This is a genomic window from Arthrobacter sp. WCS2018Hpa-7 (assembly GCF_031843805.1).
Classification (GTDB): Bacteria; Actinomycetota; Actinomycetes; order Actinomycetales; family Micrococcaceae; genus Arthrobacter.
Genome location: NZ_JAVTJB010000001.1, coordinates 317,964 through 330,298, shown reverse-complemented (window position 1 = coordinate 330,298; position 12,335 = coordinate 317,964). Strand labels below are relative to the sequence as shown.

The 12,335-nt window shown below is 63.8% G+C and carries 17 protein-coding genes; 10 read left to right on the top strand and 7 right to left on the bottom strand.

Annotated features, from left to right (window positions below; translation table 11 throughout):
* Positions 1 to 2: 2 nt before the first annotated feature.
* Together RQH14_RS01565 and RQH14_RS01560 are read right to left on the bottom strand one after the other, a co-directional pair.
* Positions 3 to 1,325, bottom strand: coding sequence for an MFS transporter (locus RQH14_RS01565; RefSeq protein WP_311211580.1), 1,323 nt, complete (start codon positions 1,323 to 1,325; stop codon positions 3 to 5).
* 74 nt (positions 1,326 to 1,399) lie between these two features.
* Positions 1,400 to 1,567 (bottom strand): hypothetical protein, encoded by a 168-nt coding sequence (locus tag RQH14_RS01560; RefSeq protein ID WP_311211579.1) that lies wholly within the window; start codon positions 1,565 to 1,567, stop codon positions 1,400 to 1,402.
* Positions 1,568 to 1,765: 198 nt separating this feature from the next.
* Between RQH14_RS01560 and RQH14_RS01555 the strand changes: the two genes are divergently transcribed.
* The 3 genes from RQH14_RS01555 to RQH14_RS01545 are packed head-to-tail and all read left to right on the top strand — an operon-like array spanning position 1,766 to position 4,198.
* Entirely contained in the window at positions 1,766 to 2,599 is an 834-nt protein-coding gene (locus RQH14_RS01555) for a hypothetical protein (protein WP_311211578.1), read from the top strand.
* Positions 2,583 to 3,332: a 5-oxoprolinase subunit PxpA gene (locus tag RQH14_RS01550; RefSeq protein WP_311211577.1), complete on the top strand. Its 750-nt coding sequence runs from the start codon at positions 2,583 to 2,585 to the stop codon at positions 3,330 to 3,332. Before RQH14_RS01555 ends, RQH14_RS01550 begins: the two co-directional genes overlap by 17 nt.
* Positions 3,333 to 3,385: 53 nt before the next feature.
* A complete protein-coding gene (locus RQH14_RS01545) occupies positions 3,386 to 4,198 on the top strand; it encodes a biotin-dependent carboxyltransferase family protein (protein WP_311211576.1) in 813 nt (270 codons plus the stop codon).
* 47 nt (positions 4,199 to 4,245) lie between these two features.
* Here RQH14_RS01545 and RQH14_RS01540 read toward each other — a convergent pair whose 3' ends face one another.
* The 3 genes from RQH14_RS01540 to RQH14_RS01530 are packed head-to-tail and all read right to left on the bottom strand — an operon-like array spanning position 4,246 to position 6,943.
* The gene (locus tag RQH14_RS01540; RefSeq protein WP_311211575.1) at positions 4,246 to 5,055 is read right to left on the bottom strand and encodes an MBL fold metallo-hydrolase; all 810 of its coding nucleotides are present in this window, start codon (positions 5,053 to 5,055) and stop codon (positions 4,246 to 4,248) included.
* Positions 5,056 to 5,069: 14 nt separating this feature from the next.
* The gene (locus tag RQH14_RS01535; RefSeq protein ID WP_311211574.1) at positions 5,070 to 5,498 is read right to left on the bottom strand and encodes a VOC family protein; all 429 of its coding nucleotides are present in this window, start codon (positions 5,496 to 5,498) and stop codon (positions 5,070 to 5,072) included.
* A 50-nt stretch (positions 5,499 to 5,548) separates the two neighbouring features.
* On the bottom strand, positions 5,549 to 6,943 hold the full coding sequence (locus tag RQH14_RS01530) for a DUF445 domain-containing protein (protein ID WP_311211573.1): 1,395 nt from the start codon (positions 6,941 to 6,943) through the stop codon (positions 5,549 to 5,551).
* Positions 6,944 to 6,993: 50 nt separating this feature from the next.
* Here RQH14_RS01530 and RQH14_RS01525 point away from each other — a divergent pair, with 50 nt between their 5' ends.
* From RQH14_RS01525 to RQH14_RS01510, 4 genes are read left to right on the top strand one after another with little or no spacing between them, the layout of a single operon-like run.
* Complete coding sequence (locus RQH14_RS01525; RefSeq protein WP_311211572.1) at positions 6,994 to 7,881, top strand: glycerophosphodiester phosphodiesterase family protein; 888 nt, start codon at positions 6,994 to 6,996, stop codon at positions 7,879 to 7,881.
* A 36-nt stretch (positions 7,882 to 7,917) separates the two neighbouring features.
* The gene (locus RQH14_RS01520) at positions 7,918 to 8,352 is read left to right on the top strand and encodes a hypothetical protein (RefSeq protein WP_311211571.1); all 435 of its coding nucleotides are present in this window, start codon (positions 7,918 to 7,920) and stop codon (positions 8,350 to 8,352) included.
* The gene (locus tag RQH14_RS01515) at positions 8,349 to 9,116 is read left to right on the top strand and encodes an AzlC family ABC transporter permease (protein WP_311211570.1); all 768 of its coding nucleotides are present in this window, start codon (positions 8,349 to 8,351) and stop codon (positions 9,114 to 9,116) included. The genes RQH14_RS01520 and RQH14_RS01515 overlap by 4 nt, the downstream gene beginning before the upstream one ends.
* Positions 9,113 to 9,424 (top strand): AzlD domain-containing protein, encoded by a 312-nt coding sequence (locus RQH14_RS01510; protein ID WP_089593385.1) that lies wholly within the window; start codon positions 9,113 to 9,115, stop codon positions 9,422 to 9,424. The genes RQH14_RS01515 and RQH14_RS01510 overlap by 4 nt, the downstream gene beginning before the upstream one ends.
* On the opposite strand, the gene RQH14_RS01505 is transcribed toward RQH14_RS01510, so the two are convergent.
* Positions 9,421 to 9,981 (bottom strand): DUF5684 domain-containing protein, encoded by a 561-nt coding sequence (locus RQH14_RS01505; RefSeq protein ID WP_311211569.1) that lies wholly within the window; start codon positions 9,979 to 9,981, stop codon positions 9,421 to 9,423. The two genes, RQH14_RS01510 and RQH14_RS01505, sit on opposite strands and share 4 nt — an antisense overlap.
* A gap of 82 nt (positions 9,982 to 10,063) precedes the next feature.
* Positions 10,064 to 10,693, bottom strand: a complete 630-nt coding sequence (locus tag RQH14_RS01500) for a helix-turn-helix domain-containing protein (protein WP_311211568.1) — start codon at positions 10,691 to 10,693, stop codon at positions 10,064 to 10,066.
* A 92-nt stretch (positions 10,694 to 10,785) separates the two neighbouring features.
* Between RQH14_RS01500 and RQH14_RS01495 the strand changes: the two genes are divergently transcribed.
* Genes RQH14_RS01495 through RQH14_RS01485 form a run of 3 tightly spaced genes read left to right on the top strand, consistent with a single transcriptional unit; the run spans position 10,786 to position 12,327 of the window.
* Complete coding sequence (locus RQH14_RS01495) at positions 10,786 to 11,118, top strand: thiamine-binding protein (protein ID WP_089593387.1); 333 nt, start codon at positions 10,786 to 10,788, stop codon at positions 11,116 to 11,118.
* Between the two features lie 40 nt (positions 11,119 to 11,158).
* A complete protein-coding gene (locus tag RQH14_RS01490) occupies positions 11,159 to 11,830 on the top strand; it encodes an O-methyltransferase (RefSeq protein ID WP_311211567.1) in 672 nt (223 codons plus the stop codon).
* On the top strand, positions 11,830 to 12,327 hold the full coding sequence (locus RQH14_RS01485) for a GNAT family N-acetyltransferase (protein WP_311211566.1): 498 nt from the start codon (positions 11,830 to 11,832) through the stop codon (positions 12,325 to 12,327). The genes RQH14_RS01490 and RQH14_RS01485 overlap by 1 nt, the downstream gene beginning before the upstream one ends.
* Positions 12,328 to 12,335 lie beyond the last annotated feature (8 nt).

Genomic DNA, 12,335 nt, shown 5'->3' with positions numbered 1-12,335 from the left:
CGCTACACAGCGTCGGGCTGGGTGTCTGCAGCTTCAGGATCGGAGGCATCGGAGGCATCGGCGGTCAGGGGGTTCTGGATCTCATCAGTCATCATGCGTGCCGCGAAGAGTGCAACAAAGGCCATGATGGGGCACGCCAAACCGCCGACGAAGAAGATCAGCCAGATCGGAACCACTTCCGCAATGGGGCCGGCGAGGGCCATGGAAACAGGCATCAGGGCCAGGGAAACAAAGAAGTCCAGGCTGGATATCCGGCCCAGCAGATGCCTTGGCACGCGCCGCTGCAGCAACGTTCCCCAGATGACGGTGCCGATCCCCTCGGTGACTCCGAAGATGAGCATGGCAGCGCCGAGCATCCAAAAGCTGTCCATGAACCCAATGGCTGCCACGGGCAGGCTGCCGAGCCCCCACGTCACGACCATGACTGTCAGGTAGCGGCGGGGGAGACGAAGGGATGCGGTTGCCAGCGCAGCGATGGCGCTCCCTACGCCCATGATGGCCAGCAGGAAACCGAACATCCTTGAGTCGCCGCCCAGCTGGTCCTGGACAACGAACGGGAGCAGGACCTCGATGGGACCTATGAGGAACAGCACTGACAGGCAAGCCCAGATCAGGGTCCACAACAGCCACGGGGTGCGGATGGTGTAGCTGAACCCCTCAGCGAGGTCTCTGAAGAGAGACGACTTCGCCGGTGTCCCATCGCTGCCCACCGCCCCCGGAGCGGCCAATCCCAGCGTTTGGCGGCTCAGGAAGTTCACGATTCCGAACGCCAGCAAATGGCACACGGCAACCCCCGCCACAGCGTGTGCCGGGGACAGTGCTGCCACCAGGATCCCGGCAAGTGCCGGGCCCGCCGCCTGTTGCAGGACCGGCCGCACGGTGCCCTCCAAACCATTGGCGGCCAGGAGATCGTCGGCAGGCAGGATACGCGGCAGGATCGCCGAATATGCAGGGAAGAAGAACGCCTGCCCCACACCCAGGACGAAAGCACCGATGGCCAAATGCCACAGTTGAAGGACGTCTAGCATGGCCAGCGCCGTGATGGTGGCGATGACGGCCAGGTTCGCGCCCTCCACTGCAATGATCAGAAGACGTTGGGGAAGTCTGTCGGCCGCAATGCCTCCGGCCAGCACGAAGCCCACCAGGCCCACGCTGGCAGCAGTGGCCACCAGGGACAATTCCAGCGGACCACCGCCGAGGTGGATCACCTCATAGACCATCGCCACTGCCCACATGCCTGAGCCAAAAATGGAAATGGACAGCGCGGAAATTAACACGCGGAATTCCCGGTGCGCAAACGGACGCAGCGCTCTTAACGCAGCCATTTCACCAGCCTAGACCTGGGAGTTGGCGCTGTGGAAGGCGCGCCTGCTGACGACGACGGCGGTAGGAACCTCGGTTATGAAGCGCCCGACGGCGGTGCGTCGTCGTCGTCGATGTCCGGGCCTTCAGCCGGGTCCTGGCTGTGGACGCCGGTATCGTGCGAAACCCAGCCTTCCGTTTCACCCTCCGCCGGGGCGTCGGTGTGGTGTCGGATGACGTGTTCGTTCTTTTCCGAGGCATTCATAACGGATACTTCCTGTCCTTGGTGGACTGCTTCCGTGAGTGCCCCCAGTCTACGCCGCGGGAGCTCAGCTGGGACGTCCGCTGTGCGCGGAATAGTATCCACATAGCGCCAAGGGGAGGTCTCGCAGGACAGGGCTGTGGCATAGGCTGAATCCAGCAGTTCCCCGTATGACGACCCAGCTGCCAAGGAGAGGTGAAGATGCCCAAGCGACCCAACCCGGCGGTGAAAATCGCCCAAGAGACAGCCCACAACGCAGTCTTCGATCAGCAAGGCAACACCAAGCCCGGCGTCCACAATGTCCTGCTGAAGGCGGTCGAAGTCCAGCGCCCGTTGGTGCTGGCAAACCTGCGCAGGCTGCAACGCAGACACCCCCATGACACCCCGGCCCAGCTCGCAGCGAAACTTGAACGCCACTACTTGCTCGCTATCTCCGGTGGAGGAGCAGCGGTGGGTGCAACGGCCGTCGTGCCTGGCATCGGAACCGCAGCTTCCCTGGGACTTTCCGCGCTCGCCACGGTCGGCTTCCTGGAGACCACCGCGTTGTATGCATCGTCCTTGGCGGAGCTCCACGGCATCCGGCTCACGGATCCTGTACGGGCGCAAACCATGGTCATGGCCATCATGCTGGGCGAGGAAGGCACGTCCATGCTCGGGGCACTGAGTGGTCAGTCGCTCGGACGCGGCAAGGGCGTGACCAACGCATGGGGCAGGACCCTCACCAAGAAGATTCCGGGAAGCGGCTTTGGCGTCATCCGCGACTCCATCCAGCGGGCCTTCCTTAAGAACCTCGTGAAGCGCCAGGGGACCGCGTTCCTGGGCCGTGCCTTGCCTTTCGGCGTGGGCGCAGTAGTGGGTGGTGCCGGCAACCTCATGATGGGCCGCGCCGTGGTTTCCACAGCCAAGGAAGCTTTCGGTCCGCTTCCGGACACCGTCCCGGGTGAGCTGCTCCCCAATGCACCAAAGAATGCTGTCGAGCCAGAAGCGGCCGAAACCCTCACGCTGGAAGGCGGTAACAGTGGACCTGAACGCTGACCTCGGGGAGTCTTTCGGCTCCTGGACCATGGGTGACGACGCCTCGATGTTCCGCATCGTGAGCAGTGCCAACGTGGCCTGTGGCTTCCACGCCGGTGATCCCCTCACCATGTTGGACAGCTGCCGGGCGGCGTTTGAACTGGACGTCCGCGTTGGAGCGCATGTGGGGTACCGGGACTTGGCAGGCTTCGGCCGACGTTCCCTGGATATGACCTTCGACGAACTCTTCGGCGACGTTTTGTATCAACTCGGCGCCCTCGATGGGATGGCCCACGCTGTGGGAGCATCGGTGGACTACGTGAAGCCACACGGGGCGCTCTACAACCGGATTGTCCGTGACGCCGAGCAGGCTGAGGCCGTAGTGGCCGCTGTCCACGCCTACGATCCCGGGCTGCCCGTGCTTGGCTTGCCGGGCTCCGAATGGCTGAAGCTCGCAGAAGAAGCCGGTCATCCGGTGTTCCGCGAGGCGTTCGTGGACCGTGCGTACCTTCCGGACGGCACACTTGTACCCCGCACCCAGGACGGCGCAGTGCTGCATGACCCCGCCGCGGTGGTGGCTCAGGCCGTAAGGCTGGCAACGCGCAAGGAAATCCTGGCCATCGACGGAACCGTTGTCCCTGTAGTGGCTGATTCCCTCTGCATTCACGGAGATACGCCAGGGGCTGTCACCATGGCCGCTGCAGTCCGGGAAGGTCTTGAGCAGGCCGGTGTGCAGATTGAGGCCTTCGCGTAGGCCTGATGCGGCGTAATCCACGTTCTGCTGGTTGGTGAGGGAGGGTTTGCTGGATGAGTGCAGTGGTGGTGGTCCCCGGAACGCTGACGCTTGCCCTCAAGCCCGATCACGCCCTGGACCGGATGTCCCTGCACTTGGCGAACGCCTTGCTGGGAAATCCTGAACATGCGGCCGGACTCGAGGTGCTGGTGGGCGGCCTGAAGCTGAGGTTCGTGACCGGGTCGGCTGTGGCAGTCACCGGCGCCGAGGGAGTGGTGACGCTCAACGGCTCGGAATTTCCGCTGAACAAAGCGGTCAGGGTAGCTCCCGGAGCAGTGTTGGACTTCGGCCCTGCGTTGTTTGGTATCCGTTATTACGTAGGGGTCCAAGGTGGCGTGTCGATGCCCGGCGAAGCGCTGTCGGCCGGTGCGGCCGTGACGTTCGGAAAGCCACACGGCCAGGGTTTTCCTGAGATCAACCACCCTGTCCGGCGGGCACTGGACCCCGAGAGACCGGTAGTTGCCAGGGTTTCCCGTATGCCACAGGGGCCGGGCGACCCGCAGACTCGGACTATCGACGCCGGCACATGGCTCCGCTTGACCACGGAACCGTGGACGCTCTCGCAGGAATCGGACCGCGTGGGTGCGCGATTGATGGGTCGGCCACTTGAGGTTGGCCACGTAGCTACAGATGCCGAAGCCCAAGCAGCCCATCCTCAACCGTTGGCCTTGGGCTCAGTGGTGCTGCCGCCGTCGGGCCTTCCCGTCATTGCGTTGGCTGGCCGTCCGGCAACGGCCAAATCGCCGGTGGTCGCCGTGGTGCGCGACGAAGACCTGGACCTGATCGGCCAAGCGAGGCCAGGGCAGATGGTGCACTTGCTCGGCTGAGAAAATGCGGTGTCGATTTTCTCAAGAACGGCATTCCATGAGAAAACTCAGCCCCGCCGTTTTTCGGCCAGTCGCTGCACCTGCCACCCATGGATGTCGGCCAACCACTCCAACGGAGCGGACGGGCCAACCCTGGGGTCCTCGGCCTCACGGTCATCCAGCAAAGCCTGCACGTAGGCGCGATCCAGAGCAATGCGTTCCCGCAACTGCCCAGCCAGGCCCACTGAGCCGTGGCCCGGGACGACGGCAACAACATCGCCGGCCACGGAATCGAAGAGCCGCAGCGCTTCAAGATAGTCAGTGAGCGGATCCGCTGCCTCGAGGTCGAGGAACGGCATCAGGATGTCGGACAGCATGTCGCCGGCTACCAGGACACCGGCCCCCTCGATCAAGAGGGCCGCGTGGCCAGGGGCGTGGGCTTGATGCTCCAGAATGCGGACGGTGGGTCCGTCCCACGGGATCTGCACAGTACCGGCAGGCAGTCCGGAAATGAGGCCGAGCAACTCCATCGGGATCTCATCTGCATGCTCCGGAGGCAGCCCTTCTGCTATCTGCTCCTTCCAGTCAGCAGCGGCCAGGACCGTCTGGATGGAGGCCGCGCAGCGCGCCGTGCCGTAGCGGGGCGGGCTGCCGAAGTCAGGGTGCCAGAGCACATGGTCCCAGTCGGGGTGCGTGGAGAAACCGGCCACGACAGGCTGGCCCAACTCGCTGAGGTCGTCCGCGATGGTGGCCATTTCGTTGACCGTAATGCCGGGGTCGATCAGCAGGACACCGTCCCGGCCCTGCACCACCGTGCAGTTGCTCTGGATGAATTCGCTCTCGTGAACCAGAACGCCCTCAGCGACGTGCTTCAGCATGGGAGTGCCTCCCTTTAGAGTTTCTGCGCCAGCATGACCAGGATCCCGCTGGGCCCGCGGAGGTAGGTGAGCTTGTAAACGCCCTCATAGTTCGCCACACCACGCAGAGGGAGGCACCCGTGCTTGGCGGCGATCTCCAGGGCTTGATCGATGTCGTCCACCGAGAAGGCGACCCGGTGCATGCCGATCTCGTTGGGAAGGGTGGGGTTGGTCTCGATCGCGTCAGGGTGGATGTACTCGAAAAGCTCCAGTTGGCCGTTGCCATCCGGAGTTTGGAGCACCGCAATCTTTGCGTGGTTGCCGTCCAGCCCTACTGCCGTATCGGCCCATTCACCGCTGACCGTGTCACGGCCCAGCACGGTGAGGCCGAGATCCGTGAAAAAGGCGATGGTTTCTTCAAGATCCCGGACCGCAATACCAACGTTTTCAAGTTTGATGGGCATGTGCTGAAGGTACCAAGGCCCACGGGATAGCTCCAGAGCGCCGCCGGTGGCTAGCCGAACAGCAGGTGCGCCACCGTAAAGATCGCGAGCCCGGCCAAGGCGCCCACCACGGTGCCGTTGATGCGGATGTACTGGAGGTCCTTGCCCACCTGCAGTTCGATCTTCTGGGACGTTTCCTCGGCATCCCAACGCGCCACGGTGTCAGAGATGACGCCTGCGATGTCCGAGCGGTACGTGTTCACCAAGTAACCCGCCGCGTCTCCGATCCAGGCGTTGACCTTGCCGGCCAGTTCGTCGTCGTTGACCAGTCGCGTACCGAAATCGCGGACGGCGCCCTTGAAGCGCTGGCTCAGTTCACTGTCCGGATCGTCGACGGCGTTGAGCAACGCAGTCTTCACGGTTCCCCACGTGCGGGACGCCAGTTCGCGGACTTCGGGGTCGCCGAGGATCTGGGCTTTAATGGACTCTGCGCGCTCGATCATGGCGGGATCATGCTGAAGGTCCTGGGCCAGATCCTTGAGGTAGGCGTCGATCGACTGGCGCACCTGATGGTTCTGGTCCGACTGAACAGCGCGGACAAATTTGGCGAGCTCCACATAGACCCTGTCGCCCACCAGGCCGTCCACGAACGTGGGCACCCACAGGGGCGAGCGATCCGAGACCAGCCGGTTGACCGTGGCGTGGTTTGCATCCACCCAGTCGGCGGCGCGGTCAACCAAGAGGTCAACCAGGGTGTGGTGGTGTCCGTCGGCGAAGATCCGTTCAGCCATCCGGCCCACGGGCGGCCCCCATGGCGGGGTGAGCAGGTGCTTGCGGACCATTCCCTCGATGACTGCCTGCACGTCGTCGTCGTTCAGGACGGTGAAGGCGCCACGGATGATCGCGCCGCCTTCCTTCGCCACGCGTTCGGCTCCGCCCGGCGCAGACAACCACGTGCCGGCCTTGCGGGCAATATCGATGCTGGCCAACTTCTCCTGCACAACTTCCTGGGAAAGGAAGTTGCTCTCGACGAAGTCACTGAGCGATTCGCCGATCTGGTCCTTGCGGCGCGGAATGATGGCCGTGTGGGGGATCTTCAGGCCCATGGGGTACTTGAACAGCGCAGTGACCGCAAACCAGTCAGCCAACGCGCCCACCATGCCGCCTTCAGCTGCCGCACGCACGTATTCCAGCCATGGATACTGCTTCTGGAACGCGAACGCCACGGTGAAGATCACCGCCATGGCGATCAGCAGCGCCAGCGCCAACCGCTTCATGCGGAGCAGCGCGGCCGCCTTTTCCAGGTCACCTGCTGAAAGGTCGACGACGGCGGCGCCCCGCCGTGCGCGGGCGGAACCGGTGCGGGCGGAACCTGCGCCTTCGGAACCTTTGAAACCCGGCTGATGGGGCAGCGGGTTGGGGTTGGTGACGTCTTCAGTTGGGATTTGTTCAGAGTTCACCTGCATGAGCCCAGCGTAGCCCCCGCAGATGCACGGAGGTGGGCTACCGTGTCTGCATGACTAGCGACGACTTCGCCCCAGTCCGGCCCAAGGTCTACGCCCATCGCGGCGCGAGTGCAGCCTACGCCGAGCACACCAGGGCGGCTTACCTGCAGGCAATCGCCGACGGTGCCGACGGTGTGGAATGCGATGTCCACCTGACGCGGGACCAGCACGTGGTGTTGCTGCATGACGCCAACCTGGACCGGACGTCCACCGGCACGGGGCCGGTTGCGGAGCACACGTTGGAGGAGCTCCGATCCTTGGACTTCTCGTCGTGGAAGGGCGCACGCATTCCCGAGGCTTATGGGGGAGTGGCCGATCAGTTCCTGACCTTGCCGGAATTGCTGGACATCCTGCGCGGGGCCGGCCGCGAGATTGGTTTGGCGATTGAGCTCAAGCATCCCAGCCCTTACCGGCTGAAGCTGGAGGAGAGGGTGTTGGCGTTGCTGGAAGAAGAAGGCTGGACGCCGGAAGAATCCCGGCTGGAGAACATCCGGATCTCCTTCATGAGCTTCGACACCGATTCCGTCCAGCGTTTGCTGCAGGGCGTGCCAAAGGAGCACGTGTGCCAACTGGTGGACGATTTCACGGTGCAGGAGCTTCGGCAGGAACTCGGGCTGGGCTTCCTGACCGGCGGCGCGGTGGCCAACGTCATGCGTGCCACGCAGCTTGAGGCGGAACGTGTCCTGGACGCAGGCGAAGCATCAATCGCCGGTCCGGGTATTGACTACATCAGGGAGCATGCGCGCAACGTGCAGCGCTGGTTGGAAGCCGGGCGTATATTCCGCGTGTGGACTGTGGATTCGGAAAAGGACGTGGCACTCTGCCAGGGACTTGGTATCCATGAGATCACCACCAACAAGCCGGCGCAGGTACTCAAGCAATTGATGGTGTCCAGCTGACTTTGGGGGCCCCTCCGGTTGTGATTGAGTGGTCTCATGTCATTTCGCTGGTCAGCACAAGCAACCCGAACCACGTCCGCAGTAGCTTTGAGCGCACTGCTCCTGGCCAGCGCCGCAAAGCATTTCCGCACGCCTAAGTTCTACTACCCGGTGGTGCCGGACTACCTATGCCGCAACGACGAGCCGGTTGGCCGCCCGAATGGACCGCTGGCAGTCATGTCCCGCGAGGAATGGGTTGCCTCGTCCGGGCTGATCGAGGTGGCTGCCGCCGTCGGGCTGCTGATCCCTGCTACGCGGAAGGTGACCGCGGATGCCACCACAGCGATGTTCACTGCATTCCTTGCCGGGCATATTGATGCACTTCGTCACGCCTACGGTCCCGATGGCACGGCAGCCGAGCGCCGCATCCATACAGTCCGCCTGCCCCTGCAGATTCCACTGATCCTGTGGTCGTGGAGTCTGCGGAAATGAGTGGCAGTGCTGCCCCCATGAAGCTGAGGGAGTCGCCGGCATTCAAGGTGGCCGTGTCCCTGAGTATCGCTACGGGTCTCTATGGGGTGTCCTTTGGAGCCCTCTCAGTGGCATCAGGGTTCGATTTCTGGCAGACCATGGTGTTGAGCCTGTTGCTGTTCAGTGGTGGATCGCAGTTCGCTTTCATTGGCGTCGTGGCAGGAGGCGGCTCCGGAGTCGCGGCCATGACAGCCAGCGCCTTGCTCGGGTTACGCAACGGCATCTACGGCATGCAGATCAACGCGATGCTCCGCCCCGGCGGATGGAAGCGTTATGTTTCGGCGCATATCACCATCGACGAATCAACAGCGACGGCGTCGGGCCAGTCCGATCCCGACGAGCAGCGCCGGGGGTTCTGGACCGCCGGAATCGGTATATTCATTCTCTGGAATATCTTCACGGCCATCGGAGCCTTGGCCGGCGATGCAATGGGAGACCCCAAACAATGGGGTTTGGACGGCGCCGCGGTTGCTGCTTTCCTGGCCCTCCTCTGGCCGCGGTTGAAAGGCCGCGAGCCCTGGGCCATCGCCGCTGCCTGCGCGCTGGCAACCATCCTGGCCGTGCCGTTCGTTCCCTCGGGCGTTCCCATCCTGGTGGCGGCGGTGGTGGCGGGTGTTATCGGTTGGTTCAGCCACGCACGCCTGGACGAAGGACTGGAGCCGGACGTGGATCCCTATGCGGAGAAACACCGGCACGAGAACCCTGGAAACGGCGGCACGAAGTGAATCTCTGGCTATGGATCCTGATTGCCTGTGCGCTGGCATACCTCACCAAGTTGGTGGGCTACTTTGTCCCGGCCAAGCTGTTGGAGAGCCCCCGCATCATGCACGTGGCCGGCACCATGACCATTGGCCTGCTGGCCTCCCTGACGGTGGTCAACGCTGTTGCCTCCGGACAAGGGCTGGTCCTTGATGCCCGCATCGGCGCCCTGGCCGCCGCCGCCGTCGCGCTGTGGCTTCGCGCACCGTTCCTGGTGGTGGTGATTTCGGGCGCCGCGGCCGCGGCTCTCCTCAGGCTGCTGGGCTGGGGCTAGCGGTACTGCTGGCCATTGGGCTGCTGGACCGGCGGCTGTTGGCCAGGCTGCTGGTACGGCTGCGGGTAGCCCTGCGCATAACCCTGCGGGTACGGCTGCGCATAACCCTGCGGGTACGGCTGCGCATAACCCTGCGGGTAGGCCACGAATTGCCGCCCGGCCGCCGGACCCAGGTAGGGAGCGGAACCGTAGGAGAGCATCGGCACGAAGACCACCGGCAACAGGACCAATCCAACGGTGTAGCCGGCGTCCTTGCCGAACGACTTGGAGAGGTCGTGGAGCGCCACGATGCTGAAGTAGATTCCTGCGAACGGGATGAGGGTCAGCAGGAACCAGTACCAGGGGCGCCCGGCGATCTCCATGAGCTTGATGCTGTTGTAGATCGGAACAAAAGCTGCCCACGCAGGGCGTCCTGCCTTGGTGAACATTCCCATGTAGAGCACACCGACGATCGCAAAGACCACTGCGAAGTAAATGACCATGAGCAGCAGGACCAGGCCGGCTGCCGCAGCGGATTCGGATCCGCTGGATGAGTATGAGCTCAGGGGAATATTCATACGACCGAGCCTAGTACCCCACAGGCTGTCCCGCGATGGGCAGGTCACACCATCCAGCGCCCGTGCGGTTGGCCAGCCTGGGCTAGAGTGCCTCGGTCAGCGTCACACCCGGGATGCCGGACTGTTCCGGAAGCGGCCGGGACGGGCGCTCGGTCCGGATGGCGTCTTCAATCAAGGCCACGGGGCGCTTCCACGCCGCAGAGCCCGGTTCCATGGTGTCCACGGCGCCAATCAGCATGGCCACCAGCCGGACCATGTCCTCGATGGTGATGTCGCGTCGCAAGGAACCCTGGCCCTGGCCCCGCTCAAGGAGGGTGGCCATGGAGCCGATGATGCCGCGGGTGATGCCGATCAGGAGTCCGCGCCGGCCTGCGACGGCGTCAAGGAGGTTCGCGTCTTCGCTGGCTACCTGCATCACGGCATCGATGACGTTGATGAGTCCTTCTGCGGCGTCCATGCCGTCCAAGGCTGCTGCGGCGACGGGGTCTACATGCTGGCGCAGTTGGCGTGACAACGCGGCGAGGACCAGTTGCTCTTTGTCCGAGAAATTGCGGAACAGCGTTGCGGGGCCAACCCCGGCGGTGGCGGCAATGGTCTGCAGGGGCACTTCGGGCCCGTGTTCCCGGAAGCATTGCCGGGCAGCGGTGATGATTTTGTCCACATTGCGTGCGGCGTCTGCCCTGAGGGGCTTGCGTTCAGAGGGCTGTTCCATGCTTGTCAGGGTAGCAACGGAGCGCCCTTGGCCCGTTGTTACGCGGGAGTAGGCCGTTATATGACAAACCAGTACGTGAAACACTGGATTTTATGTTGCTTGCTTTCTCAGTCGCCCCTTCGGGCCAGCCCGCATCCGCCGCCAACGGCGGACCCACCCCCGACGCTTCCGTGCACGACGCCGTGGCTGCCGCCGTCAAGATCGTCCGTGAATCCGGACTGCCCAACCAGACGGACTCCATGTTCACCACCATCGAAGGCGAATGGGACGAGGTCTTCGACGTCGTCAAACGCGCCACCGAAGCTGTGGGCCGCTACGGCAGCCGCGTCTCCCTGGTGATCAAGGCCGACATCCGGCCCGGTTACAGCGGCGAACTGACCGGCAAGGTGGAACGACTCGAAGAGGCGATCTCCGCCACGGACTAGATCCTTCCCCAGCGGAGCCACCGGTGCCAGACTGGGGGCCATGATTGAACACGTGGCCGAGCCCGGTTGGGTCGACGTCGAGCGTTACCTGACTGACGTCGTCGTGCGTCCTGAGCCTGCCCACCAGCGGGCCTTGTCGTCCGCCGTCGAGGCCGGCATGCCGGCGATTGAAGTAGCCCCCAACGCAGGCAAGCTGCTCCGGATGCTGGTTCAGATGTCGGGGGCCAGCCGGGTCCTGGAGATCGGAACCCTGGCCGGTTTCAGCAGTATGTGGATGGCACAGGGACTGCCCGACGACGGGCGGCTGGTGACGTGCGAATTCCTCCAAAAGCACGCGGACGTGGCACGCGCCAACCTTGATGCTGCCGGGGTGGGGCACAAAGTGGACATCCGGGTGGGCGCTGCCCTGGACACCCTTCCCACGTTGGCGGGGCAGGAATCGTTCGATTTCGTCTTCATCGATGCGGACAAGGAAAACGACTCCAATTACCTCGATTGGGCCATCCGGCTGGGGCGCCCGGGCACGGTCATCGTGGTGGACAACGCCATCTGGGACGGCGCCATCCTTGAACCCGAACGGGATGAGGTCAACGCGCCCGGCATCGTCAGGATGCTGGACATGATGGGCCAGGATCCGCGCCTGGACGCCACAGCCATCCAGACGGTGGGCAGCAAGGGCTGGGACGGTTTCGCGATAGCGCGGGTGCGCTAGTGGATTTCACGCTTCGCCCCGCTACGGTGGACGACGCCGAAGCGATGGCCCTCATGCATGTCCAGTCGTGGCGCGAAAGCTATGGGCACCTGCTGCCCCCGGTGTTTTTCGAGCAACAGGAAGCGGCGCTCCCCGACCGCATCCAGCGCTACCGGGACTACATCGCGGCGGGTCACGCCCGGATGCTGGCCCACGATCCCGACGGACTCCTGGTAGGCATCGGCGCCGCAGGCCCGGGCAGGGATGAGGACAGCCCCTGCGAGCGGGAGCTTTTCATGCTCTACACGTTGGAACGCATCCATGGCAGGGGAGTTGGCCAAGCATTGGTGGATGCTTTGATCGCCGATGGCCCGGCGTACCTCTGGGTCCTGGACCACAATCCGCGCGCCCAGGCTTTCTATCGGCGAAACGGCTTTGTTCCGGACGGCAAACAGCAACTGTGTGATCCCTCCTGGTACTCGTTGCCGGAACATCGCATGGTCCGCCCCGGGCTGTAGCAAGTTCC